We start from the raw sequence: 23,886 nt of genomic DNA, 5'->3' as shown, positions 1-23,886 counted from the left end.
TTCCTGTCCTTGTCTGAAAGACGGGAAGGCGGCGCAAATGGGTACAGCGCTATTCCTTCCCGCCGGAATGTTCATCCGGGGCGAATTTCAGTTTTTCAGCGTTTTCGATGAAAATCCGCCCGTTTTCCTCAAGAAAGACAACCTTGTCTCCCGCTTGCACGTTGAGTCTCTTACGAATTTCAGCGGGAATCGTGATTTGGCCCTTGGTCGTGAGCTTGGCGAGTTCCATACGCTTGTCTCCTTGCTTGGTCTTACTAGTAAGGTATTCCTTGAAAGTAAGACTAAGGCAAGGAGGAGAAACTGTCAAGAATCTCCATCAAGGGCACGATATGGTTTCGGCTGGCAGGCCACACAAAACCTTGGCGCTGTAAGGGCGTTTTTCAAAGAGGAGCACGGCGCTCGGAAAGGGCGCGGAAGACGCGGCTCCTTCAAAACGGACGCGGCCCCGCAGGTACTGAATTTCCGCCGCAAAGGGCAGGACATACCTGTGCCACCATGCCGTATCCGTCCGGACAGGAACCAGGCAGACCACCCTCCGGGCGCGTTCGGTCCAGACTTCGGTCACAGCCTTGGACATCCAGCGCGGCAAGGCGCGCCCGTAGGGAGGATTCATCCAGCAGACGCCGTGCCAGACCTGGCGCAATCCGTCATCTTCCGGCGAGAAAAAGTTTTTGCACCTGGCGTTTTGCGCCGTGGCGCACACGTCCAGTTCAAACGGCCCGAATCTGGCGTCCAGCTCCCGGAACAGCGGCCAGGGAGTCGCCCAATCATGCTTTTTGCTCGAAAAATGCACGTTCATGCGTTCTCCCCCCCTCAAAGAAGCGACTCATTGAGCAGGCCGCGCGTGATGATTTGCGTGATTTCGTCTTTTGCCAGTGTATCGCCGGAGCGAACTTTGCGGGCCAGTTCCAGGGCCGTGGGCACTTCCCCGGCCTTGAAATCGCAGGCCGGGAAGCGGATGCCTTCCAGAATCCAGGTCGGCGTGGACGTGATGCGGGACTGCGCGGCGACAATATCCGCGCTCACCAGAGGAGCGGCATCTTGCAGGGCATCCGCGAAATCCTCCGGGGCGATGGCCGCGTCCTGAAGCGCGGTTTGCAGGGCCGCTTCATAGGGAACCGGAATGCCGAGGGAGGTCTTCGGCAGCACCGAATCCCAGAAGCGGTGGGCGGCATTGGCGGAAAAGGTCCGCAACGCTTCATAGCTCAGGGATTTTTTCAGGGATTCGCCGTATTCATCCGAGGGAATATGCCGCACGACGATGCACAGATCGGGATGAGTCCGCTGCGCCTGAAGCGGTTCCTGAATGCCGCAGTACGGGCATTCGAGATTCGACCAGAGTTCCACAATGTCGCCCTGAAAGCCGTCCACCGGCCTGCCGTCCAGGCAGGTTCTGCCGGAAAGACTTTCGTGCGGGGAGTAAGGAGATGCCAGGTCTTTGGCGATTTCCGCTTTCACGCCCGCTTCCACGGCCATCCGGTCAGACATGGGCGTTCCGGCGGAAGCAGTATGGCAAAGTCCAATAAGACAACAAAAGAAAAGAACCTGGGCCAATATAATGTTATGCCGCATGGTCATACTGTTTCTCCTGAGAAAGCTGTAGAAGTTGAGGAACGCGCAGTTGTGCCTTCTTGAGAGACGGATTAGCGAAGAACATGTCGCCCCTGACGATCTGGCCGGAGAAGACAAAGTGGGCTTCGCCCTCTATCTGTTCCTGCAAGTCGCGCAGGACGACGCGATCTTCCTGTTCCACCGTTGTTGAATTGGCGTCACGGTAGCCGGAGCTGATTTGCTCATTGATGTTGAAGCCGCTTGTGCGCAGGACAGTGCTTTGCCCCGCCTGCCCGCGTATCAGTTCCCAAGTTTTTTCGGCATCTTGCATCTTCATGAACATCAAGTTTTTCATGTTTTTATGAATAAAAACAATAGAATAAATTGGCATTGCGATAAATTCACCCCTAAAATCAACCCCTATTTTTTCTGGATGGAAAAGGATTTGTCCGGCCCTTGCGGGACATTCCCCCAGCCTTTCCTCCCGTCCCATCAAGCCACAGCACATTGCCGAAAGCGGCGACGTGATCAAGGCCAAGCCCTTCGGGCGCTTCGCGGCCTTGACCCCGCCGCCTTTCTTTCGGCTTTTCATGTTTGTGGCTGATGGGCGGGAATGCCTTCGGCGGGGCTTCCGGGCAGGAATACATGGCGAAAGCAGAAAGGCAATTCACTCAACGCCGGAATACACCTCAAATATCCTGTCCCGAATTGCCGCTTGCTGATCCGCGCCAAGAAGCAGCTTGGCATTCTGCCATGACGTTTTGCCCGTCCGTGTTTTTCGGGTTACAAGATAAAACAGACTGCCCTCTATGCCGGATTGGCTGAAGTCAAATTCCTTGTCTTTTGGCGTGTAGCGATGGGAATGACAATCATCATGGGCGTACAGCACAAACTTTTCACCCGTGAATATGTCCCGGAAGTAGCACCCAAGACAGGGTGTTTTTCCCCATATCTTGAAATCCAGAATGGCCTCCATGCATGAAGCCTCAACCACTGACTTGTATTCGTAAGGACGCAAGCCGCTTCTGATTGCGTTTGTGTAGCTCAGCCCCCGAATTTTCCTTTGAGGCATGGGGAAAAGTGTCAGTTGCGCGGGGACGGAATTTTTCATCACAAATCCTCCTCGTTCCGCGCGGATGAAGAGCTTACGGCGGGTTGTGCGGGCTTTTCGTCAGGTGGAGGAACCGTTGCCCCGGACTCTCCACCATTATCGGAAAGCTCCGCCTGGCTGTTTTCTTCCGGCGCGTTCAGCAATGCCTTGAGACGGTCAAACGAGATTGCAAGCCCGGCCTCCGCCAGCACCTCCCGAATTTGCCGTATGCTGTACCCCTTTTGAGCGGCCTTGAGGACATCGGCAGAGAGTATGCCGACAGTTTCCGCTCGCGTGTGTCCCTGATTTTGCGCCGCCAGACTGCGGAGCTTTTTGCGGGCAGTTTCTATTTGCGCGTCAGTATAGCGTATTGGTTTTGCCATTGGCGTTTATCCTTTTTGAGCGTGGATTGACAAAATGGAGAATTGCTTTTCAGTAGCACAATTTTGAATTTTTATTCAACGACACTTTGTGGACTGTATTGGATAGGATTAAATTGCAGTATTGAAATTGGACGTATATGGACAATAAAGAAATATTTATCATGCAAAATAAAAATCATGAAAGTTTGTTCAGAATAGTATAATACAGTCTTTTTGCTTTTTTCTCTGGCCTTCAAGCTCATTTTTCATCTATGCTTGCGCCAAAATCGGAAGTACGGCGCGGTCAACGCGTCAGCCGGAATGAAGTGGAGCCGTTTCAAAGTCCGAAGCGTGTTCATCTTTACAAGTTGGTAGCCGTCTGACGCCAGCTACAAACTTGCCAAAGGCTCCGCCTCTGGACTCCGGCAAGTGTTCGGCGCTTCGCTTCTCACACTTTCAAAAGGCAGAAAGGCAATGAAGGCAAAAGGCAGCAGGGAAATTCGGTATCCGCACCGGCATACCGTGCGTTTTTCGGAAGCGGAGGAGGCCGGCTTGCGGGAGCAGGCCACCAGCGCGGGCTTGACCCTGTCCGCGTATTTGCGGCGGAGGCTGTTTGGCGGGCGGCCCATTATGGCCAGAACCGACGATCAGACAACAAGAGAGCTGAGGCGGATTGGCGGTTTGCTCAAGCACAATTTCGAGACTGTGCGAGCCACTGGACGGCGTGAAGACCTTGAAGAAATGAACCGTACCCTTTGGGCATTGAGACAGGCAATAGAAGCCCTCATCCACACAGCATGATTCTGAAGAAACTCAGGCGCACCAATTTTCGCAAGACCAAGGCCGCCATGATAGGCGGGCTTGTGGACTACATTCTTGCCGAAAAGGACGAAGAGGGAAGCCAGAAGCTGCTTTACTCCCACGCTCTCAACTTCCTGACCGACAAGCCGGAATCCCGGAAATGGGAGATGATTTCTCTTGCCGAGGAGTCCGTTCAGAGCAAAATGCCCGTTGCCCATTGGGTCATGAGCTGGCCGGAAGATGAACTCCCAAGCCGGGAACAGGTCATTGAGGCAACGCGGATTTTCCTTGAGCGCATGGGGCTTGTCGAACACCAGACAATCATTGCGGCGCACCAGAATACGGGAAATTTTCACGTCCATATCGCCGTCAACCGTACACATCCCGTAACGATGAAAGTTATCCAGCCCCACCGGGGGTTTGACATCAACGCCGCCCACAGAATTGTCGCCGAAATTTCCGCGAAACAGGGCTGGGCCACAAATCCTCATGCCCGTTACAAGGCTGACGAGCAGGGCAATGTGGTTTCCGTCAAGCGCAATTATGAGCTTGTCAGACCAACCCATGAAGCGGCGGAAATGGAATCCGCCACGGGCGAAAAATCCGCCCAGCGCATGGCGCAGGAAAAGGGGCGTGGCATTATCCAGAACGCCGCAACATGGAAGGATCTGCACGAAAAACTTGCCGCCGTGGGTTTGCGTTTTGTCAGAAAAGGTTCGGGAGCTGTCATTTTTGTGGGTGATATTGCGGTCAAGGCATCATCGGTTGACCGCAAATTCGGCCTGTCAAAGCTCTGTAAACGCCTTGGCGAGTACGAGGAAGGGGAATACCCAGAAATTTCTCCCGCCCCCGATCCAGAGCCGTTAAGCCCTGTTTGCGAGGAGGAGTGGCGCGAATATCAGGAAATCCGGCAGGAAAATGCCGGAGTCATACGCAAGGCCAGAGAACAGGAAAAGGCGGAATGGGAAGTCAGGGAACAGAAGCAGAGGCAGGAGCGCAAGCGCGTGTTTGCTTCTCTTGCCGGGCATGGCCGTTTCATGCTGAATATTGCCCGTCATTTGCTCAGGGAAAAGCAAAAACAAGACACGCCCCTCCTCCCTCGCACATCAGGCAAGGCGCTTCCTCCATTTAGGACATGGCTACGCAGGAAAGACAGAAGACAGGCCGACATCTGGCGTTATCGCGGCTACATGAGACGCCCCATGCAGGAAGTCAGAAACCGCGAGTTTTCACGAACAGGCAAGATGCCGAAGCCGCTGGAAGCATACAGGGCTTTTGTGGAAAAAACATTTTCTCCTGAACACAGGGCGCAATCATGGAAAGACAGCCTGGCAGCCCTTTACATGAGATATGCAGGCTATACGGAGCAAGAGATAGCTGACTGCTTTACAAGTCAAAATATCAGTGAGGACCCCTCAGTCCAGAAGGATAACAAATTTTACGCAATGAGGATTGCGCAACAAGCCTTTGGCGTAAAGCGGGATATTATTATATCTGATACTGACGAATCATGTATATTCAGAATAAATCAGCTTTCAGAGGAAATGTATTTTGAAAACAACAAATACAAGTATATTGATTTTTCACAACAAAACAATAAGGAAAGCAATGAATATTTCAAGCAAACAGAAAATTTTGACAAATACCATAGTATCATCAAGGCGGATAGATATATAGCTGCATATACAAGTACGATAGATAATGATAATTTTGTTCAGGTAATAGACAAGCCAAACGGCAAGGGAAACCTTGACGCCGAAGAAATTTCCAGATTCATGCCCCAAATCATGGCTATGCAAAAACATGGAGGCAAAATATCCTTTGTACCTGTATCAAATGACAAATATTATTTCATTGTCAATTACATGACAGGAGATCAGGTTACTCAAATCCAGAAAGATGGATTCAAGCCAGCTATCATATCATGGACAAAGAGTGATGGATTTCAATGCGTGATTGAATGTCCAAAACTGCATACAAAACATGATTCTGACATCGAAAAGCGAATGTTGGACTTCTTTATTACGAAGTACAGTTCAAGTAAAATTTTTTGCATACAAGGCAAAGATTCAAATTACAGGGAGGCTCTTGATGGAAGTATTGATCTTGACAGGAATATAAAATTTACCAGACAGAGAGATTGTGCAAAATCTCTTGAGATGGTCAAAAACCTTGCGAAACAATGTGCCAAGCTTGATGAGCATAGTTTGCACACCAGAATTGGCGGCATGGAAGAAGCCTACAGAAAACATTTGCGGGATATTCAGGTCAATCACAGTTTTAATGGAGACTGTGCTGCCGAATATGAAATCGCCATCAGATTGGTGTACAACGGATACACGAAAGAGGAGGTATGCCGGGCTGTTTATCAATGCGCACCTTCCCACTGTGAATTGCCGCACTGGAAAAAGAACTGGGGCGAATATGCCGAACATGTCGCCAGCTACGCTTTTTCCGCAAGCGGCAAAGTGGCCATATCCCGCAACAGGGAAAATCTGGCGCACTGGCGGGAAGTGGAAGGCAGGGAGCCGGACAACAAGCAACCGTACCCGGAACAATCAATTGAACAGAAGATGAATCAACGCGTTCGTCATTCTCAATGAGGTACTGACGTTGGTATTCCCTGTTACGCCGCATCCGCCCAAAGCTCACATTGGGCGATGACCGTTTGAACGGCGTCTTCCATGCCTTCAGGGGGATACTTGTGCATTTTCAGCAGTCTTTTTACAAGACGGCGCATTCCAGCTCTTGCGGACTCCTTTTTCTGCCAGTCAATGGTTCTGTTTTTACGCAGACATTCTGTAAGTTCTCGTGTCAGGGCAATTAATTCGTTGTTTTTGTAAAAATCCGTAATGGCAGCAGGCTTGCACAGGGCGTCATAAAAAGCCAGTTCTTCCGTAGTCAGGCCAAGTTTGTCGCCTTCCTTGTGAGAATTTACAATTTCTCCTGCCATGCGAAGCAATTCTTCGATCACTTCTTCATTGCTGATATGTCCATTGAAGTATTTATTCATCAGAGATTTTATTATTTCAGAAAATTTTTCCGACTTTACAATATTTGTGTGCTTGTATATGGAAACTTGATCTACCAGAAGTTTCTTCAAAAGTTCAACAGCCAGATTTTTCTCGCTCATTTTTGCGATTTCTTCCAAAAATTTTGGATCAAAAATAGAAAACTCCGTTTGTGCATCGGCAAACAGATTGATGACTCCATCACTTTTTATGCTATGCTTCAACAGTTCATTGATACGGTTATTTATTTCTGTGAGTGTAAACTGCTTTCCATTACCACCTGCTGCAAGGCGAACAACAGTAATGCGTACAGCTTCAAAAAAAGCCGCCTCCATGCGTGTTGTTTCATCCACAAGACTGGCGCACAGGGAAAGAGCCTGCCTCATGAGCAGAGCTTCCTTTATCAGGATATTTTTTGTGGATTGGGCATCTTCTTGCCCTTTACTTTTTTCCAGGATGAAGTTGACCGCACCTGTAATAATTTTTGCTTTTTGCAGGTCAGAAGTCAGCATAAAATCCGAGTAAGAGTATCCAAACATCATATCTCTGCATACAGACAATTTTTCCATGAATTTTAGCAAGGCTGTCTTGCCAATATCCGTATCGCCATAGTTGGCGTTATCCCTGCCGGTGTAATCCTTCATGGCCTGTTTCAGGGCGCTGGCAATGCCAACATAGTCAACAACCAGTCCGCCTTCCTTGTCCTGAAAAACCCTGTTTACTCTGGCAATGGCCTGCATAAGGTTATGCCCATGCATGGGCTTGTAAATATACATGGTGGCAAGGGAGGGCACGTCAAAGCCTGTCAGCCACATATCCACAACTATGGCAATTTTGAGTGAAGAGGCACTATCTTTGAATTGTCTGGCCATTTCCTCCTTGTGTGACTTGTTGCCTATCAGCGTGCGCCAGTCTTCAGGATCGCTGTTGCCCTGCGTCATGACAATGCCAATCTTTTTCGTCCAGTCTGGACGCAATTCCAGAAGCTTGCGGTAAATTTTTATGGCAATGCCCCTGGTATAGGCCACAATCATGGCCTTGCCTGTGAGCAGGTTGGCGCGATAGTTCTCATAATGGTCAAGAATATCCCGGACGAGCGAATCTATGGTTTTGTCAGCTCCAAGTATCGCTTCCATTTTGCCAAGGTCACGTTTGCTTTTTTCAATAGCATAGGGATCGGCATTTTGAGCCATGTGGTCATATTCGTCATCAAGAAGCTTCAGGACTTTATCATCAAGTTTGAGTTGGATCACGCGGCTTTCATAATAGACAGGGCGTGTCGCTCCATCCTCAACCGCCTGCGTCATATCGTATATATCAATATAGTTTCCGAATACTTCCCGCGTATCCCTGTCCCTGTCTGAAATCGGAGTTCCCGTAAATCCGATAAAGGAAGCGTTTGGCAGACTGTCGCGTATGATTTTTGCCATGCCCACAGTAGTTTTTGTTTCAAGCTCTCCATGCTCATTGGTACGAGTGGAAACCTTTGGTACAAGGCCATAATGTCCTCTGTGCGCCTCGTCTGCCATGACCACGATATTTTTGCGGGTAGAGAGGGTTTCGCCCCCTTCTTCAAACTTTTGCATGGTTGTGAAGATAATACCGTTGGCGGCCCTGTTCGCGAGCAGTTCCCGCAAATTTTTCCTGCTGTCAGCCTGTTGCGGCGTTTGCCTCAAAAAATCCCTGCAACGGGAAAACTGTCCGTATAGCTGGTCATCAAGATCGTTTCTGTCCGTAAGGACGACAATCGTCGGGCTTTCAAGTGCCTTTTGCAGGGCGTGAACATAAAATACCATAGAGAGGGATTTTCCGCTTCCCTGTGTGTGCCAGAACACACCAGCCTTGCCATCAGTCTGTGTTGCCCTTTGTGTGGACTCTACCGCCTTTTTTACTGCAAAATACTGATGATAGGCCGCGAGTATTTTGAACGTCTTTTCGCCATCTACATTGAAACAGATGAAGTTTTGCAGAATATCCAGAAAACGCGCTTTTTCAAATAATCCTTCAAAAAAAGTGTCAAAAGTGGCGTACTGGGTATTTTCGTAACTGCCATCTTTGGTTTTCCATTCCATGAACCTGTCTTCCCCGGAAGTGATTGTTCCGGCTTTGGAAATGGTAAAATCGCTCATCACGCAAATGGCGTTATAGACAAACAGGGATGGAATTTCGTCTTTATATGTCTGAAGTTGCAGATATGCTTCCGATGCGCTTGTTTCTTCCCGTGAAGGCGATTTCAGCTCCATGACGACAAGGGGAAGTCCATTGACAAACAGCACTACGTCAGGGCGTTTTTCGGAGCGTTCCACAAAAGTCCATTGATTGATAATGCTAAAGTCATTTTTTTCAATGTGTTCATAATCAATCAGTCGTACCAGTGCGGAACGCTGGGAACCGTTTTCAAAGTAGGATACAGGAACTCCATTTTGCAGATAATCCATGAAAATCATGTTTTTTTGCAGGAGGGAGCCGCTATCGAAATTTTTCAGCTTGTGGACGGCTTCGGCTACAGCCGTGTGCGGAAGCTGGTCATTTATCGCCTTCAGGGAAGGCAAGAGGGGATCTTCATAGAGCGGGTTACGATAATCTCTGACAACATCTGGCCCGTATTGATGAGAGTAGCCCAGCGAGTTTGTGAAAAGCTCGATAACCCCATTCTCATAATTTTCTTCAGTGTAACTCATGGATATTCCCCGGTTGGCGTAGAGGCTGAAACGTTCCCCCTCAAATTTTATGCCCAAGGGGCAGGATTTTCAAGGATAAAAGAAGAACTGGGCCGGCAAATGATAATTTACAGCAGCAAATTTCCGAGATTTACAAGGCGTGGTATCAGGATTTTTCGTGTGCCTCTAATGTGCCTATGATTGCATCTGAATATGGAATAATACCTCAAGGCTGGCATTACTCCATAGTTGGTGATCTGTGTAAAAGTATTTCTGTCACTCACAAGTTTGACACAGATAAACTTATTTTTCTGAATACAGGCGATATTGAAGATGGACGTTTTCTTCATGAAAACTACATGGCTGTTAGTGAGATGCCAGGTCAAGCGAAGAAAAGTATCGCTCGTGGTGATATCTTATTCAGTGAAATTCGTCCAATCAATAGGCATTTTGCCTATGTAAACTTTTCGGCTAAAGATTATGTTGTATCAACAAAACTCATGATCATAAGAGCAACTTCGCTTGATAGTCGACGCCTATATCACTTTCTTACATCGCAAGATGTCCTTATGGAATTGCAAATGCAAGCTGAATCCAGATCTGGCACTTTTCCACAAATCAGATTTGATAATGTGAGCAAGCTACCGATACTGATAGCCGATGACAAAACGGAAGTAGCGTTTACCAATCTTCTTCATACAGTGTATGCGCAAATAGAGCATAATAACCTTGAGAATGGAAAATTACGAGCACTGCGAGATAACCTTTTGCCTCGTCTGATGTCCGGTGAACTGGATGTCTCGGAACTCGATATTTAAGCCGCTAAATTATCATTTACCTCCCCCTCTTCCCTCGAATCGCATTCTCCCGCAAAGTCTCGCCATGACATTCTAACGGAACGGGAGGAAATGATCTAATGTTGCAAATTATTTCAGAAATTCAGCAAAAAATGTTGCCCTGGTTGACCAATGAACAAATGCTGCACCTTCGGGAAGTCCTCATCGTCAGCTTGGGAGCATTAGTGCTGGGAGAGACAAATTCGTTCCCTCAGCCGCAGGAGACTGACTGTGTTGAAGCGTTCCTGACGGCCAAGCGCATTGAGGGATGTTCGGAAAAAACGCTGCGATATTACCGGGCTACCATAACGGCCATGCTGGAAAAAGTGGGAAAATCGCCGCAACAAATCGTCACGGACGACCTGCGAGCCTATCTGACGGAATATCAGGCATCCCGAAAATCAAGCAGAGTAACTATTGACAATATCCGTCGAATCCTGTCCAGTTTCTTTGCATGGCTGGAAGATGAAGACCGGATTATCAAAAGTCCCGTGCGCCGGATTCACAAGGTTAAGGCAGCGCAAACCATCAAAGACACCTATACGGACGAAGCCCTCGAACGCCTGCGCGATAACTGTACGACGACACGGGATTTGGCTATTATCGACATGCTGGCGTCAACCGGTATGCGTGTGGGCGAAATGGTTACGCTCAATCGGAGTGACGTTAATTTTGAAGAAAGGGAATGTGTCGTCTTTGGCAAGGGAAGCAAGGAACGTATAGTGTATTTTGACGCACGCACTAAAATACACTTGCAAAAGTATCTTGCGGAACGAAAAGATGCCAATGAGGCACTGTTTGTTTCTTTGAAAAGTCCCTATGAGCGTCTTCAAATCGGCGGACTTGAAGCCATGCTCCGACATATGGGCAGACGTTTGCATCTCGCCAGAGTCCATCCCCATAAATTTCGTCGAACACTGGCAACGACAGCCATAGACAAGGGAATGCCCGTTGAACAGGTGCAACAGCTTTTAGGGCATCAGAAAATTGATACGACCATGCACTATGCAATGGTGAAACAACACAATGTGAAGTTGGCGCACAGAAAATTTATAGGATGAATCATGCCGATTTTATCTCTTTTTTATGGTATTATTGTACGCATGTACATGGAAGTGGGCGGAAAGCATAATATGCCGCATATTCATGCGGAATATGCCGGCAAAAAGATTGTCATGTCGCTTGACGGTGAGATTCTCCAAGGAGAGTTCCCTTCCAAGCAGCTTCAGCTTCTCAAAGCATGGATGATCATTCATCATGAAGATTTGCAGGCAAACTGGGAACTGCTCTCCAGTGGTGAACCCATTTTCAGAATCGATCCGCTGAAGTAGGAGGTATCCATGAATGAGCCCAAGATTGTATCCATCTCGCCTATGCCGAACTACAAGCTCTTGCTGCATTTTTCGACAGGAGAAAGGAAGATTTTCGATGTCACACCGTATATAAAGGGAAGCTGGTTTGGGCAGCTCAAGGACACATCGTATTTTACAAAGGTGCAAATCATTTCCCACGGAGAAGGCATAGCATGGCCTGATGGACAGGATATTGCGCCACATGAATTATATGATTTAAGCATTGGCGTTAGGTAACAATGCCGCGAGGGATAAAAATGAACCTTTTTGAAGAACAGAGGTTAGTAGACGTATGTTCTTATCTCAGGAGTGGTAAGACTATTACTGCTTCTGAAATTTCTACACATGGAGAATATCCTGTTTTTGGTGGAAATGGTTGTCGTGGCTATACGACACACTACAATTTTTCAGGTGACTGTGCCATTATTGGCAGACAAGGAGCTTTTTGCGGCAATGTAAGGTATTTTACCGGGAATGCTTATATGACAGAACATGCTATTATTGCATGTGCAAATAATAAAAATAATACGAGGTATTTATCATACCTGCTTTCAACAATGAACTTAGGTCGCCTATCTGGACAATCCGCACAGCCTGGCCTCTCGGTAAAATATCTTTCAAATGTTAAAATCTTTATTCCTAGCCTTAATATACAAAAAAAAATTGTCTCTGTTCTCAGTTTACTAGATGACAAAATCAAATTGAACAACAAGATAAATGATAATTTAGCGGCCTAAATGCCGAGTTCGGAGACATCCAGCTCACCGGACATGAGTTTGGGAAGAAGGCTGTCTCGCAAAGATGACAACCGTATATTTTCGCGGTGAGTATTTTCTATTTGCTCCAAGATTGGTATGGCAAGAGCATTGAATACTTTAATCTCTTCTTTGGTGGGAATATGGACAGCATAGGTCATAATCTGCTGTTTATCACCGCGCGGCATTTTAGTTCCTTTTGAACCCGCTACCATGAAATCGAAAAAAGAATCCGCATACAGAGCACTATACAAATAAGCTGACAACTGTGGCAATTTTGGAGTAAAGCAAATAACATCCATAGAACAGCCACAGTTAGAATGGCAGTAAACAATTTTCTTAAAGTATGGCCGAATGTTAGAAATTAACACATCACCAATTTGGCATTTTATTACCTGTGTTGTTGTTGGCAAGCTGGCAGCATCTACTGCGCCAGCCTTTCCGGGTAGCATGTTTTCTGTTGAGTAATAGGTGCTAAGAGAAAGTTCTGTTACAGCAACTTTAGCTTTAGAGTAATCGCAGAGATCGGCCAATCTCCCCTGATTGTCAGGGCAGTTTAAACAGCAAAACTGCTGCTGATAAAGAGCTTGAAGTAATTCAGCTAAATTATCATTTGACGGCGGATATTGCCATTCTGACGGTTTCCTGCCATACCTGCAAAGAGCGATAATGCGGAGAAAAGCCATGTCGGAAAAATATTCAGAAAGTAATTATGAAAATGCCGTACTGGAGATTTTCAGATCCTCGCTTGGCTATAACCATATCTATGGTCCTGATTTTGAACGGGATTACCATAAACCTTTCCATGAAACCGCATTGCGGGATGCCCTGTTGTGCATCAATGCGCACATGCCCCGTCAGGCTGTTGCCGAAGCCCTTTCCAAACTGGAAAATCTGGAAAGTGGTTCGCTGCTTCAAAAGAACATGGTTTTCATGGATTATCTGCAAAACGGCATTCCTGTAAAATTTTTTGAAAACGGTACGGAACGTTCTTCTATTGTCCGTCTACTGGATTACAATGATCCATCAAAGAATAATTTTATCGTGGCCAATCAGTGGACATTTATTGAACATTCAGAAAAGCGGCCAGATATTATTCTCTTCATCAATGGGCTTCCTCTGGTTGTTATAGAGCTGAAGTCTCCTTCTCGTGAAGAGACGGATGCTTCCGCAGCGTACCGGCAGCTGCGTAATTATTTCCATGAGATCCCTACCTTATTTGCGTATAATGCCATCTGCGTCATGAGCGATATGACGACCTCAAAGGCGGGCACTATTACCTCCGGCGAAGATCGCTTCATGGAGTGGAAAACAAAGGACGGAAGCTATGAAAATACGCAGTATGCCGCTTTTGATACCTTTTTTGAGGGAATGTTCGAGAAGGAACGTTTTCTTGATATTCTGAAAAATTTTATCTGCTTTAATGTTGATGGGCAAAATACTTTCAAAATCCTTGCAGCCTATCACCAATATTTTGCTGTGAAAAAGGCTGTGTCCTCAACGCTGGCTGCAAGTGTTGGCAATGGGAAAGGCGGTGTCTTTTGGCATACTCAAGGAAGTGGGAAATCCCTCTCGATGGTTTTCTATGCTCATGCCTTGCAAAAGGTGATGGAAAATCCGACCATCGTTGTGCTGACAGACAGAAACGACCTTGACGATCAGCTCTATGGACAATTTTCCCGCTGTCGCGATTTCTTGCGACAAATTCCTCAGCAGGCAGAAAGCCGAAAACATTTGCATGACCTTCTGGCCAATCGGCAGGCAAACGGTATCATTTTTACTACCATGCAAAAGTTTGAGGAAAGTTCTGAGGCTTTATCTCTGCGAAAAAATATTGTCGTTATGGCGGATGAGGCACATCGCGGACATTATGGATTGGTGCCCAGAATACAAACCCGCACACGGGAAGATGGCGAGGTGGAGACAAGAACAGTAACAGGCTCAGCCAAGATCATTCGTGATAATCTGCCTCATGCCACGTTTATTGGTTTTACCGGTACGCCAATATCCTCCAGAGATCGCAGCACACGGGAAGTGTTCGGCAATTATATCGATATATACGATATGACTCAGGCGGTCGAGGATGGAGCAACCCGCCCGGTATATTATGAAAGCCGTGTTGTCCATTTGAATCTTGATGCTGAGATTCTCAAGCGCATAGATGCCGAGTACGATCTGATGGCACAAAACGCCGAGCCCTACGCCATCGAAAAAAGCAAGAAAGAACTTGGCAAGATGGAAGCCATCCTCGGCGCTGATCAAACACTGAACTCATTGGTTGATGATATTCTTGAACATTATGAAGGAAGTCGGGCTTTTTTGCTGACAGGCAAAGCCATGATAGTGGCCTATACACGTTCCATTGCCATGGAGATTTACCACAAGATACTGGAACGGCGTCCTGGCTGGACGGAAAAGGTGGCAATCGTCATGACGCAGGGCAACAATGACCCGGAAGAATGGAGGAAAGTCATTGGAAATCAGGCCCACAAGGAACATATGGCACGCCTCTTCAAAGATAATGCCTCGTCCCTGAAAATTGCCATTGTCGTTGATATGTGGCTCACGGGGTTTGACGTGCCGTCCCTTGCCACCATGTATGTCTACAAGCCCATGTCCGGGCATAACCTGATGCAGGCTATTGCCCGTGTAAACCGTGTGTTCGGCGACAAGGAAGGCGGGCTGGTGGTGGATTATGTGGGTATCGCATCGGCACTCAAACAGGCCATGCACGACTATACCGGACGAGACCAGAAAAACTACGGTGATACGGACATCAGCAAAGCGGCTCTGCCCAAATTTCAGGAAAAGCTGTCCATTTGCCGTGATTTTCTGCATGGTTTTGACTATGGGGCGTTCCTGCACGGCAATGATCTGGATCGGGCGAAAAGCATCAGCGGCGCGGCCAACTTCCTGCTGGCAAAAAGCACTGCCGATCATCAAGCTAGGGCTGATGACAAAGACACCAAGGAAAAATTCATCAAGGAGGCCTTGCTGCTGCGGCAAGTTCTCTCTTTATGCGCGAGTTTGGTAGATGAGCTTACCCGCCTTGAAGCCGCTTTCTTTGAAGCCGTGCGCACTGTGCTGGTGCGTCTTGCCAGTGGAGGAACAGAGCAGAAGTTATCCCTTGATAAAATAAATGCCCGTATTAATGAGTTGCTGAAGCAGAGTATCAAAAGCGATGGAGTCGTCAATCTTTTTTCGGATATACAAAAAGGATTTTCGCTTTTTGATCCAAAATTTCTTGAAGAAATAGCCAGTATAAAAGAAAAAAATCTGGCTATAGAAATACTGAAAAAACTGATTGCTGAGCAGGTTTCGGTATATCGAAGAACAAATGTTGTCAGATCGGAAAAATTTTCTGAAATCATTCAGCGAGCTATGAATCAGTACCTCAACGGTATGCTTACCAATGAAGAAGTAATTCAGGAACTCTTGAAACTTGCTGATGATATTACCGCTGGAAATGAAGAAGGTGAATCTCTCGGTCTTACGACAGAAGAACTGGCCTTTTATGATGCCTTGACAAAGCCTCAGGCTATCAAAGATTTTTATCAGCATGAAGAGTTGAAGTCACTTACCAAAGAATTGACTGAACTATTGAGGAAAAATCGTACTATCGACTGGCAGAAGAAACAAAGCGCACGCGCCGGTATGAGGATACTTGTGAAGCGTCTTCTCAGACGTTACAAATATCCTCCTGAGGGTATGGAGGATGCTATCCAAACTGTGATGAAACAATGTGAATTATGGGTAGATAATCAATAGTAGTATAGGATATTACGATGGAAAACAATTTTTGCGACATTTCTGTAGATGATTTTGTGGAACTTTTTCGTAATGCTCAGGTAATGCACAGTACGAAAGTGAAGATTTTAAAAACACATTTTCAATGCACAGAACATACCGCGACAGCAAGACAATTATCTGAACTTCTTGGATATAAAAATTTTAATGCTGTTAATTTACAATATGGTCTATTTGTAAAATCTTTAGCTCTAGAATTTGGGATTTCAAAAAATCAACAGAATTTTGATTGGCTTTTCTTCCTTATGGATTTTATTCATCAACCAAATGAAGAATGTAAGTTAAGGCTCAGAGAGAATACTGTTCAGGCATTAAGAAAAATTGGTTGGTGAAAAACAACATGTTCGTAGTGTTATATGGAATTATGAACATGACTAGCAGTAAAAATAAAGGAGCCTTAGAATATATAGGTATAGATATACTATTTCAATATATTATTAAATAAACAAACATGCTGCATCCTGTAAAAATAAGTAATAGTGCCGAGATTCCTTGTTTCCATATCCCCTTTTTTTCTTCGACGAAGCTCTTTGCGCTCAAAACGCCGCAAAATAACCCTGCCGCGAGACACAGCCCGCTGATGAGCCAGCCTGAGGGCATGTGCAGAATTGCCGCCAGAGGAACATCCCGGCCGGTGTCGATGCGGAAGCCCGCCCAGAGCATCAGGCTCCCGTAGGCCAGCAGGCAAATGAGGGCAAACAATCCCATCGGCACCAGTTTGGCGTATTGAATTTTAGAGGCGAGATACTCCGCCTCCTTTACCACACTTTTGGTGAGCCGGGCTTGCGCGGCGGCGGTTTCCCTTTCGGCGGCAGCGGCCATGCCGTCCATGATGGCTCTGGAGGCTCCGGCGATTTTCTCCGGCAACGCCTCATAGTAGACGCGCTGGTATTCCATCGCGGCCAGCAGCGGCCAGAGCGCGTCGTCCTCCCGGAGATTCAGCCTGTTGCCGACCTCCCGCAGGCGGGCCGCTTCCGCCTGGGACAATTCCCTGCCGCACACCTTGCCGAGGTCAATCATATCATCCAGGCTCATGACGCTTCTCCCATGACGGATTCAAACATCTTCGCGCAGAGTGTCCGCCAACGCTGCAACTCCGCCCGTGTGCCGAAGGGCATTTCAGGAAGGGCGGCGTGGATGGACATGCGTCTGGAATACAGCCAGTCGGCCACGCGGTTGCCGACTGCCGGAAAGTCCAGCGTCATGCCGTTCTTCTCCACCGCTTCCCGTGCCTTGGAACTGTTATACATATCAAAACGCCGCGCTTCGCCGAAATACAGATTCCGGCAGACGTGGACAGGCACGTCCGTGAACACTTCCTGAAAGGAATGCAGAAGCTCTATGGAGTCGCGATGCCGGTTGATTATCCAGAACACAGTCAACTCCCGCCGCATCTCCCGCAACGCCTCCTTCATGATGTCGCCGTAACTGGCCGTGCTGGTCTTGGTGCGGGCGGCGGCGTTGATGACCACGGCATGATCCGGATAGTTCTGCACAGTGTCCAGCAGATCCGCCCAGCCGTCGGCGTCGTCCAAACTGTTCAGACGGCAGAGCAGATTCGGCAGGGCAAGTTCCTTGTGCGCCTTGAACACGTCCGGGTTGTCGGTATCGGTATCCACAAGCAGGACGTTTGCGTTTCTGTTGAGAAGATAGTCCACAAGGGCGAAGGAAAAGAGGCTCTTGCCGACGCCGCCCTTGCTGCCGCCGACATAGAATACGCTGTTTTGAATGTTCATGATCAAAGCTCCGAATCGGGTTTGTCCGGCGTGTAGAAGTCCGGGATTTCTTCCTGTGCGTGGGACGTGACGGGAGGAGCCGCGACGGGTTTCGCGGTTTCGGGCCGGGGCTTCGGCTCACGTTTTCGCGGAGCCGCCTTCGCGGGAAGCACCTTTGCCCTCGGCCATGATTGCCGCCACTTCCTTCACCGTGTATCCCTTCTCAAACGCTTTCAGGATGTTGGCATTGAGTAGCTCGGCGGCTTCCTCCCGCGTCTTGCCGAGATTCCTATCCGGCAGATCGTCAAGGATTTTCCGCATGGCATTGATGTCTTTCACCGGAATACGCTTGAATTTTCCCATATGGCCACTCCCACCTATCGCATCCGCCTGCGCGGTCGGTTCTGCCGTTCCCGCTCTATGCGCCGTTTTTCAAGGTCGCCAACAAGGTCTGCAAGCTGCTGTACACTTCGCTGACATCGGTGAACAATCGCTTCAAGGTGCGAAGTTCCGTCTGAATCAGCATCTGCTTGTCTTCCTGCATATCCAGTCTCGTGCTGAGGGCCGTCAGCCGGGCGTTGCAGTTCTCCTCCATCCGTTTCAGGCTCCGCGTCAGCATCCGTTCGGTTTCGGTCATGAAGGGTATCCTCCTGAAGCTGGGGCAAAAGGAGAACTTCCTCGTCAGGGAGTTGTTTCCATTTTGCCGGATAGCGTTTGATGTTGCAGGCGGCGCGTTTTTCAATGACGCGCTCAAAAGCCGGTTGCAGACGGGCGACCATGCGCCGCGCCGTTTCCTTTTTCTTTTCTTCGGATTCTTCACCCTGAGCGACTTTGGGCGTCCAGCCTCTGGCGTAAAAGCCTCCCCTGAAGCGCATCTTCATGCCGCTGTCCGGGGCAATGACGCTGATGTAGTCCCTGCCTTCGCGGTTGATGCTCAGCCCCTGTTCCTTCAGGGCGTTCAGAACATCTTCCCGGTTACGGACAAGCCCCTGTGTCACTTTCTCCTTGAGAAAAGCATGAATGACCTCCTTGGCCCGGTCACGGTCGCTTTCCCTGATTTGCTTGCCCCATCTGGCCATCCGCGCCTTGAACAGGTCGGCCTTTTTCGGAAGCTCGTCTCGTGCCCGTACCGGATCGTCGGGACGCGCCCAGCCTTCGCGCCAGTTGAAGAGATCGCGGAAAACATCAAAGTCCTTCTGCCAGCCGGGTGGGCAGGCGTTGAAATCCTTGCCGCTGGAAAGTTCCAGGCGCGGAATGAGGAAATGCAGCTCGTGATGCCCGGCATGGGTATGCCTCACCCAGAGGATATTGCGCTGATCCGCTTCCAGCCCGGCGAAGGCCACGCGTTCAAAGGCGTCCATGACTTCCTCTTCCTGTGCCTCGCTGATCTTTTCCTCCGGGTGCCACGACAGAGCGCCGGAAGTGAATTTCCATCGCCGCTCTATGCTGTCGATAAGCGCGCGGGTCATGGCGGGATCACCGCGCAGCACCTGGGGCGGGGCTGTGTCTCTCCCCGGATAATCCGGGCGTACAAGATAGCGGCTGGGCTTGTCGCCTTCTCCTGTACCATGCGGAAAGACCTTCATCAGCATGGCTCCGCCTCCGGTTCATCTTCCGATGAAGCGCATGATGCGAACTCGGCAATGCGCCGCTCGATGCCCGCCAGCGCCGCCAATACCTCCACGGCTTCCGCCGCCCGTTTGTAGGTATTGGCCCATCTCGCAAGCTGGTTGATGTTCGTTCCAATGCGGGCAAGTTCCCGCAGTCGCCGTTTCTCTTCCGGCGTTTTCCGCAGACGGATGCCAAGGCAGGTCTGGCGGATGTACTCCGACATGCTCATGCCGTGCAGTCCGGCATTGAAGCGAAGGATGTCGCGCTCCTCCGGGAACACGCGCACGACGACAGCGGCGGTGCGAACGAGCTTGACGCGCTTCACAGCTTTCCCTGCCTTTTGCCCTTGCGGGGTTCAAAGGGGCAGCGCCCCTTGCCAGCCGTGAGTCCATACGCGCAGCGTATAGACGAAACGTAGGCTGGCCCTCGGAGACAAGGCCGGACGAATGAACAGGCATCCGCATAAAAATGGGGACGCATGATGCGGGCATCGGGAATGCGGCGGGTGCGTATCGGGCGTGGAGCGGAGCTGTATCCGGCGTGTCGCTGGTGGGTATGGCGCGGACACGGGATAAGCATCCGGCACATGGGGAGACAGTATGCGTCAAAAAACTGAACGCCATGCGCAAGCCGTGCAGTCAGTATCCGACGCAAGGCAAGGTCGGCATAAAGCGCATGACGGCGCGGGTATCTGAACGCCGCGTGTGAGGCAACGCCGTATGTATCGGGAAGATTCTGTGGAGCGTAAGCCGGGGCAGACTTGTGTGCATCATGTCCGCCGCATGTCGGTATGCGGGAAAACTGCGGGAGGCGAAAAACGCTTTTTTGTGTTGTTGCCTTTGTATTTTTGAACTGCGGACTTCCTTTGACGGAGCCCCCGCCGGAGGCTTCCTCGTCCGTCGCCCGCAAGTATCCATAGCCGGAAAGCAAGGTCATCCGGTCAAGGCCCGCGAAGCGGCCCGACAGGGCATGGCCTTGACGGGATGAGCGCTTCCGGCACCCGTGCGGGTGTGACGGACGAAGAGCCGGGGAAGAAACGAGGTTCATTTTTCCTCCGTTTCGGCTGTGAGCTTTTCCAGAAGCGCGGCAATATCCGATGCCCTCCACGCCGTTGTGCGCGGGCCGAGTTTGACGGGTTTCGGATAGCGGCCGCTTTTGCAACCCGCCCACCATGCGCTGCGGCTGACGGGAATGAGCGCGAGTACCTGAGGCAGACGAAGCAGAGCGTTACTGGATATATTTTGCATGGAGTTCCTCCTGTCTGGTTATGTTCTGCACAGTATATCATGGCTTTTCCTGCTCTTTTTATTTTGGGGTTCCCGCATGCAACAGGATAAATCCAATATTGTCCTGTGAGATGCCGCTTGTGTTCAAAAAAAATTCAAAATACCACTTGACATGTTTTTGTGTTTAGAAATTTACATATATAACTTGTTGAAATTATATAGTTCTAATAACATATAAAAATAGGCTCTTGACTAGCTGAGATGGGCTAAAAAGGTTATCCAGCTAGTCATGCCAATGAAAAACAAGTACGCATATCGTTCAAGAATTTCTGAGGCAAAAATTCGGCAACTTGTGAAGCTTTTTTCCGTTGATTTGACAGCTTCACAGATTGCGAAATTGTCCGGTGTTAACCGAAACACCATCAACCGGTATGTGACGGCTTTCCGGGAAAGAATTGCCCGTTATTGCGAGGCGGAGTCTCCCGTCAAAGGGGAAGTCGAAGTTGATGAAAGCTACTTCGGCGCTCGCCGGGTCAGGGGCGTCAGAGGTCGTGGAGCACGCGGAAAAACCATTGTTTTTGGTCTGTTCAAACGCAAGGATAAAGTCTATACGGAAATCGTTCCTGATTGCTCCAGAGCCACCCTCCAGGGCATCATACGTGGCCGTGTAGACCTTGAAAGCGTCATTCATTCCGATGGCTGGCGAGGTTATGACGGACTCGTCGATTTGGGCTATCAAAAACATTTCCGCGTCCAGCATTCGGATAACGAATTTGCCAATAACCACTCACATATCAATGGGATAGAAAGTTTTTGGAGTTTTGCCAAAACTCGACTGGTCCGTTTTAGAGGTATTCAAAAGCAAACTTTTTATCTTCATTTGAAAGAATGTGAGTTTCGGTTTAACCATAGGCAAGAGGACATTTACCTTCTGGTCTTAAAACTGCTCAGAGAAAATCCTCTCAGCTAGTCAAGAGCCTAAAAATAATGTCTTCACCAGGTTATATTGGACGTATTTGTCTGTTACGGACTTCAGATGCTGTTATTGCATTTCATTGTCCTTCTGTGTCTCTTCGCGCAAGCCGTCCAGATAGTCGGCCCATGCCTGCATCATGCGGTGTCGTTGGGGAAGATACTGGGCATGGTTGTAGGCGATACGGGACGTGTCTTTTTCCTTATGAGCCAGTTGCCGCTCTATCCAGTCAGGGTCAAAGCCCTGTTCATTGAGCAGGGTTGAGGCCATAGACCGAAAGCCATGAATGCACATTTCCTCCTTGCCGTACCCCATAGCGCGTAATGCCTGTAGGGGAGTGGAGTAGTGGATAGGCTTCCTCACACTGTTTCTTGAGGGAAAAAGGTATGTTCCACCCCCGGTGACGGCATGAAGCTCCTTGAGAATGGCAACAGCCTGCGATGACAGCGGGACGATGTGCGGCTTTCGCATCTTCATGCGTTCGGCCGGTATGTGCCATTCCCGTGTTTCCAGATTGAACTCGCTCCATTCGGCGCGGACAAGTTCGGCGGAACGGACAAAGAGCAGAGGAAAAAGGCGCAGCGCACACCTGACCTGAAAATGTCCGTGATAGTTATCCAGCCTGTTCAGAAGCACACCGATTTTTTCAGCGGAAACGATGGTGGCCCTGTGCCTTCCCTGATGCGGACGTATGGCTCCGCGAAGATCAGCGGCAATGTTGCGCGTCACTCTGCCTGTGGCAACGGCGTAGCGGAAAACCATGCCGCAATACTGGATGATTCTGTGGGCGATAAGCTCCTTTCCCTTTCTTTCAAGCGGCTTGAGTATCAGCAGCAGGTCTTGCGCCGTGACCTCGGAAATGGGCTTCCGTTTCAAAGTGGGGAAAAGATGGAGTTCGAACGTGGACAGTTTCCGTTTTCTGTCTTTTGGGGAATTGTGGATTGTCTGCGTTTCATGCCATTCACGGACAACATGCTCGAAGGTATTGGCTTCAGCGAGGAGGGCGGCGTTTTTCATCTCTTTTTTGTGCCTGCTCGGATCAATGCCGTCGGCAAGCAGCTTTTTCGCCTCATTTCGTTTTGTCCGGGCATCCTTCAAGGAGACAATCGGATATTCCCCGAAACTGAGCAGCTTTTCCTTGTCGTTGAAGCGGTATGCCATGCGCCAGAGTTTTGAGCCGGTCTTGGCGACATAAAGGTACAGGCCGCCGCCGTCCGCGTATTTTTTCGCTTTTTCAGCGGGCTTCAGATTTCTGATTTGCGTATCGGTCAGCATGACGTACCTCCTTGACTGGATGTATTCCGCAAAGCCTTGTCTCGCAGGAAAAAAAGATACCTGGCCCATTCCCGCATCATGGTTTTTCTTTCCGGCAGATGCTGCCACGGATCAAAACGTGTGCGGCCTGTGTGCGCCAACTGCAAGTCGATGATGTTTTGTTTGTACCCAAGGTCGGGCAGCAGTTTGGCGGCAAGAGAACGGATTCCGTCAAAGGACAGCTTTACGCCGTCATATCCGCGTTTGCGCAGGGAAACGGTGATGGTGGATATGTCGATGGGGCGTTCAGGAGAACGGACGCCGGGGAACAGCAGGGTTCCATGACCGGAGTATTCCTTCAGTTCCCTGAGAATTTTTACTGCCTGCGGCGCGAGAGGTACAACATGCTCATATTTCGCTGCCATGCGTTGTGCGGGGATAACCCAGAGTCTGCGGGAGAAATCAAATTCGTTCCATGCCGCACAGCGCAATTCACCGGAACGGACGAACAGGAGGGGAACCAGCCGCAGGGCGCATGTGACGGGGAAATAGCCGTCATGCCGCTCAAGGTTCAGCATAATCTGGCCGAGTTTTCCGGCGTCGAGCGCGGCGGCTCTGTGGCCTGTCTGTCTGGAACGCAACGACGCGGGCAGTTCTTCCGTGGCGTCCCGCGCGACCTTGCCGGTGGCGACGGCATAGCGGCATATTTGGCCGCACACATCCGTCAGCCTGCGGCCTCCGCGCAATTTCCCGGATTGCCGCAACGGTTCGGTGGCGCTCATAATGTCCTCGGCGGTAACGTCTGTCATGGCCTTGCCGCCGAAGACGGGAAAGAAATATTCCGTCATCCCCCGCATCATGAAGGAGCGATAGCGGTTTTTA

26 protein-coding genes and 1 pseudogene are annotated in these 23,886 nt (G+C 49.3%); 10 read left to right on the top strand and 17 right to left on the bottom strand.

Going from position 1 to position 23,886, the window contains the following annotated elements; translation table 11 throughout:
- Positions 1-49: 49 nt before the first annotated feature.
- The 6 genes from ACQRA4_RS07595 to ACQRA4_RS07570 form a co-directional block, all read right to left on the bottom strand.
- On the bottom strand, positions 50-229 hold the full coding sequence (locus ACQRA4_RS07595; RefSeq protein WP_407844538.1) for an AbrB/MazE/SpoVT family DNA-binding domain-containing protein: 180 nt from the start codon (positions 227-229) through the stop codon (positions 50-52).
- Between the two features lie 87 nt (positions 230-316).
- A complete protein-coding gene (locus tag ACQRA4_RS07590; protein ID WP_427822481.1) occupies positions 317-799 on the bottom strand; it encodes a DNA N-6-adenine-methyltransferase in 483 nt (160 codons plus the stop codon).
- Between the two features lie 14 nt (positions 800-813).
- Complete coding sequence (locus ACQRA4_RS07585; protein WP_427822480.1) at positions 814-1,488, bottom strand: DsbA family protein; 675 nt, start codon at positions 1,486-1,488, stop codon at positions 814-816.
- Positions 1,489-1,561: 73 nt separating this feature from the next.
- Complete coding sequence (locus ACQRA4_RS07580; protein ID WP_427822479.1) at positions 1,562-2,143, bottom strand: hypothetical protein; 582 nt, start codon at positions 2,141-2,143, stop codon at positions 1,562-1,564.
- A gap of 75 nt (positions 2,144-2,218) precedes the next feature.
- Entirely contained in the window at positions 2,219-2,662 is a 444-nt protein-coding gene (locus ACQRA4_RS07575; RefSeq protein ID WP_427822478.1) for a hypothetical protein, read from the bottom strand.
- On the bottom strand, positions 2,662-3,024 hold the full coding sequence (locus ACQRA4_RS07570; protein WP_427822477.1) for a hypothetical protein: 363 nt from the start codon (positions 3,022-3,024) through the stop codon (positions 2,662-2,664). The genes ACQRA4_RS07575 and ACQRA4_RS07570 overlap by 1 nt, the downstream gene beginning before the upstream one ends.
- 453 nt (positions 3,025-3,477) lie before the next feature.
- Between ACQRA4_RS07570 and ACQRA4_RS07565 the strand changes: the two genes are divergently transcribed.
- Together ACQRA4_RS07565 and ACQRA4_RS07560 are read left to right on the top strand one after the other, a co-directional pair.
- Positions 3,478-3,804: a plasmid mobilization protein gene (locus tag ACQRA4_RS07565; protein ID WP_427822476.1), complete on the top strand. Its 327-nt coding sequence runs from the start codon at positions 3,478-3,480 to the stop codon at positions 3,802-3,804.
- Positions 3,801-6,407 carry a relaxase/mobilization nuclease domain-containing protein gene (locus ACQRA4_RS07560; protein ID WP_427822475.1) on the top strand — a complete coding sequence of 869 codons (2,607 nt, stop codon included), beginning with the start codon at positions 3,801-3,803 and terminating at the stop codon, positions 6,405-6,407. Before ACQRA4_RS07565 ends, ACQRA4_RS07560 begins: the two co-directional genes overlap by 4 nt.
- Positions 6,408-6,430: 23 nt before the next feature.
- On the opposite strand, the gene ACQRA4_RS07555 is transcribed toward ACQRA4_RS07560, so the two are convergent.
- Positions 6,431-9,496: a type I restriction endonuclease subunit R gene (locus ACQRA4_RS07555; protein WP_427822474.1), complete on the bottom strand. Its 3,066-nt coding sequence runs from the start codon at positions 9,494-9,496 to the stop codon at positions 6,431-6,433.
- 176 nt (positions 9,497-9,672) lie between these two features.
- Between ACQRA4_RS07555 and ACQRA4_RS07550 the strand changes: the two genes are divergently transcribed.
- The 5 genes from ACQRA4_RS07550 (at position 9,673) to ACQRA4_RS07530 (ending at position 12,400) form a co-directional block, all read left to right on the top strand.
- Entirely contained in the window at positions 9,673-10,293 is a 621-nt protein-coding gene (locus ACQRA4_RS07550; protein ID WP_427822473.1) for a restriction endonuclease subunit S, read from the top strand.
- A gap of 98 nt (positions 10,294-10,391) precedes the next feature.
- Complete coding sequence (gene xerA, locus ACQRA4_RS07545; RefSeq protein WP_427822472.1) at positions 10,392-11,372, top strand: site-specific tyrosine recombinase/integron integrase; 981 nt, start codon at positions 10,392-10,394, stop codon at positions 11,370-11,372.
- A gap of 3 nt (positions 11,373-11,375) precedes the next feature.
- On the top strand, positions 11,376-11,642 hold the full coding sequence (locus ACQRA4_RS07540; RefSeq protein WP_279028235.1) for a DUF4160 domain-containing protein: 267 nt from the start codon (positions 11,376-11,378) through the stop codon (positions 11,640-11,642).
- 9 nt (positions 11,643-11,651) lie between these two features.
- Positions 11,652-11,900 (top strand): DUF2442 domain-containing protein, encoded by a 249-nt coding sequence (locus ACQRA4_RS07535; RefSeq protein ID WP_427822471.1) that lies wholly within the window; start codon positions 11,652-11,654, stop codon positions 11,898-11,900.
- Between the two features lie 20 nt (positions 11,901-11,920).
- Entirely contained in the window at positions 11,921-12,400 is a 480-nt protein-coding gene (locus tag ACQRA4_RS07530; RefSeq protein ID WP_427822470.1) for a restriction endonuclease subunit S, read from the top strand.
- Here the strand turns inward: ACQRA4_RS07530 and ACQRA4_RS07525 are convergent.
- On the bottom strand, positions 12,397-13,104 hold the full coding sequence (locus tag ACQRA4_RS07525; protein WP_427822469.1) for a restriction endonuclease subunit S: 708 nt from the start codon (positions 13,102-13,104) through the stop codon (positions 12,397-12,399). The two genes, ACQRA4_RS07530 and ACQRA4_RS07525, sit on opposite strands and share 4 nt — an antisense overlap.
- Here ACQRA4_RS07525 and ACQRA4_RS07520 point away from each other — a divergent pair.
- Together ACQRA4_RS07520 and ACQRA4_RS07515 are read left to right on the top strand one after the other, a co-directional pair.
- On the top strand, positions 13,103-16,186 hold the full coding sequence (locus ACQRA4_RS07520; protein ID WP_427822468.1) for a type I restriction endonuclease subunit R: 3,084 nt from the start codon (positions 13,103-13,105) through the stop codon (positions 16,184-16,186). The genes ACQRA4_RS07525 and ACQRA4_RS07520 overlap by 2 nt on opposite strands.
- Positions 16,187-16,203: 17 nt before the next feature.
- Complete coding sequence (locus ACQRA4_RS07515; protein ID WP_196982985.1) at positions 16,204-16,557, top strand: hypothetical protein; 354 nt, start codon at positions 16,204-16,206, stop codon at positions 16,555-16,557.
- Positions 16,558-16,651: 94 nt separating this feature from the next.
- On the opposite strand, the gene ACQRA4_RS07510 is transcribed toward ACQRA4_RS07515, so the two are convergent.
- The 6 genes from ACQRA4_RS07510 to ACQRA4_RS07485 all read right to left on the bottom strand — a co-directional run bounded on the left by ACQRA4_RS07510 (position 16,652) and on the right by ACQRA4_RS07485 (position 20,798).
- Positions 16,652-17,260, bottom strand: a complete 609-nt coding sequence (locus tag ACQRA4_RS07510; RefSeq protein ID WP_427822467.1) for a hypothetical protein — start codon at positions 17,258-17,260, stop codon at positions 16,652-16,654.
- Entirely contained in the window at positions 17,257-17,961 is a 705-nt protein-coding gene (locus ACQRA4_RS07505; protein WP_427822466.1) for a hypothetical protein, read from the bottom strand. The genes ACQRA4_RS07510 and ACQRA4_RS07505 overlap by 4 nt, the downstream gene beginning before the upstream one ends.
- A 117-nt stretch (positions 17,962-18,078) precedes the next feature.
- Entirely contained in the window at positions 18,079-18,303 is a 225-nt protein-coding gene (locus ACQRA4_RS07500) for a hypothetical protein (RefSeq protein ID WP_427822465.1), read from the bottom strand.
- A gap of 14 nt (positions 18,304-18,317) precedes the next feature.
- Positions 18,318-19,532 (bottom strand): relaxase/mobilization nuclease domain-containing protein, encoded by a 1,215-nt coding sequence (locus ACQRA4_RS07495; protein WP_427822464.1) that lies wholly within the window; start codon positions 19,530-19,532, stop codon positions 18,318-18,320.
- Positions 19,526-19,876: a plasmid mobilization protein gene (locus tag ACQRA4_RS07490; RefSeq protein ID WP_427822463.1), complete on the bottom strand. Its 351-nt coding sequence runs from the start codon at positions 19,874-19,876 to the stop codon at positions 19,526-19,528. The genes ACQRA4_RS07495 and ACQRA4_RS07490 overlap by 7 nt, the downstream gene beginning before the upstream one ends.
- Before the next feature lie 718 nt (positions 19,877-20,594).
- Complete coding sequence (locus ACQRA4_RS07485; protein WP_427822462.1) at positions 20,595-20,798, bottom strand: helix-turn-helix transcriptional regulator; 204 nt, start codon at positions 20,796-20,798, stop codon at positions 20,595-20,597.
- Positions 20,799-21,066: 268 nt separating this feature from the next.
- On the opposite strand from ACQRA4_RS07485, the gene ACQRA4_RS07480 reads away from it, so the two are divergent.
- A complete protein-coding gene (locus ACQRA4_RS07480; protein WP_427822461.1) occupies positions 21,067-21,747 on the top strand; it encodes an IS1595 family transposase in 681 nt (226 codons plus the stop codon).
- Positions 21,748-21,819: 72 nt separating this feature from the next.
- Here ACQRA4_RS07480 and ACQRA4_RS07475 read toward each other — a convergent pair whose 3' ends face one another.
- From ACQRA4_RS07475 to ACQRA4_RS07465, 3 genes and pseudogenes are all read right to left on the bottom strand, one after another.
- Positions 21,820-23,025: a tyrosine-type recombinase/integrase gene (locus tag ACQRA4_RS07475; protein WP_427822460.1), complete on the bottom strand. Its 1,206-nt coding sequence runs from the start codon at positions 23,023-23,025 to the stop codon at positions 21,820-21,822.
- Positions 23,019-23,645, bottom strand: a complete 627-nt coding sequence (locus ACQRA4_RS07470; RefSeq protein ID WP_427822493.1) for a tyrosine-type recombinase/integrase — start codon at positions 23,643-23,645, stop codon at positions 23,019-23,021. The genes ACQRA4_RS07475 and ACQRA4_RS07470 overlap by 7 nt, the downstream gene beginning before the upstream one ends.
- A 21-nt stretch (positions 23,646-23,666) precedes the next feature.
- Positions 23,667-23,873, bottom strand: a pseudogene (locus ACQRA4_RS07465) (phage integrase central domain-containing protein); the annotation flags it as partial.
- Positions 23,874-23,886: the final 13 nt, after the last annotated feature.

Source organism: Desulfovibrio sp. SGI.169 (assembly GCF_050313595.1).
Taxonomy (GTDB): Bacteria; Desulfobacterota; Desulfovibrionia; order Desulfovibrionales; family Desulfovibrionaceae; genus Desulfovibrio.
This window is presented reverse-complemented; position numbering and strand designations above follow the sequence as displayed.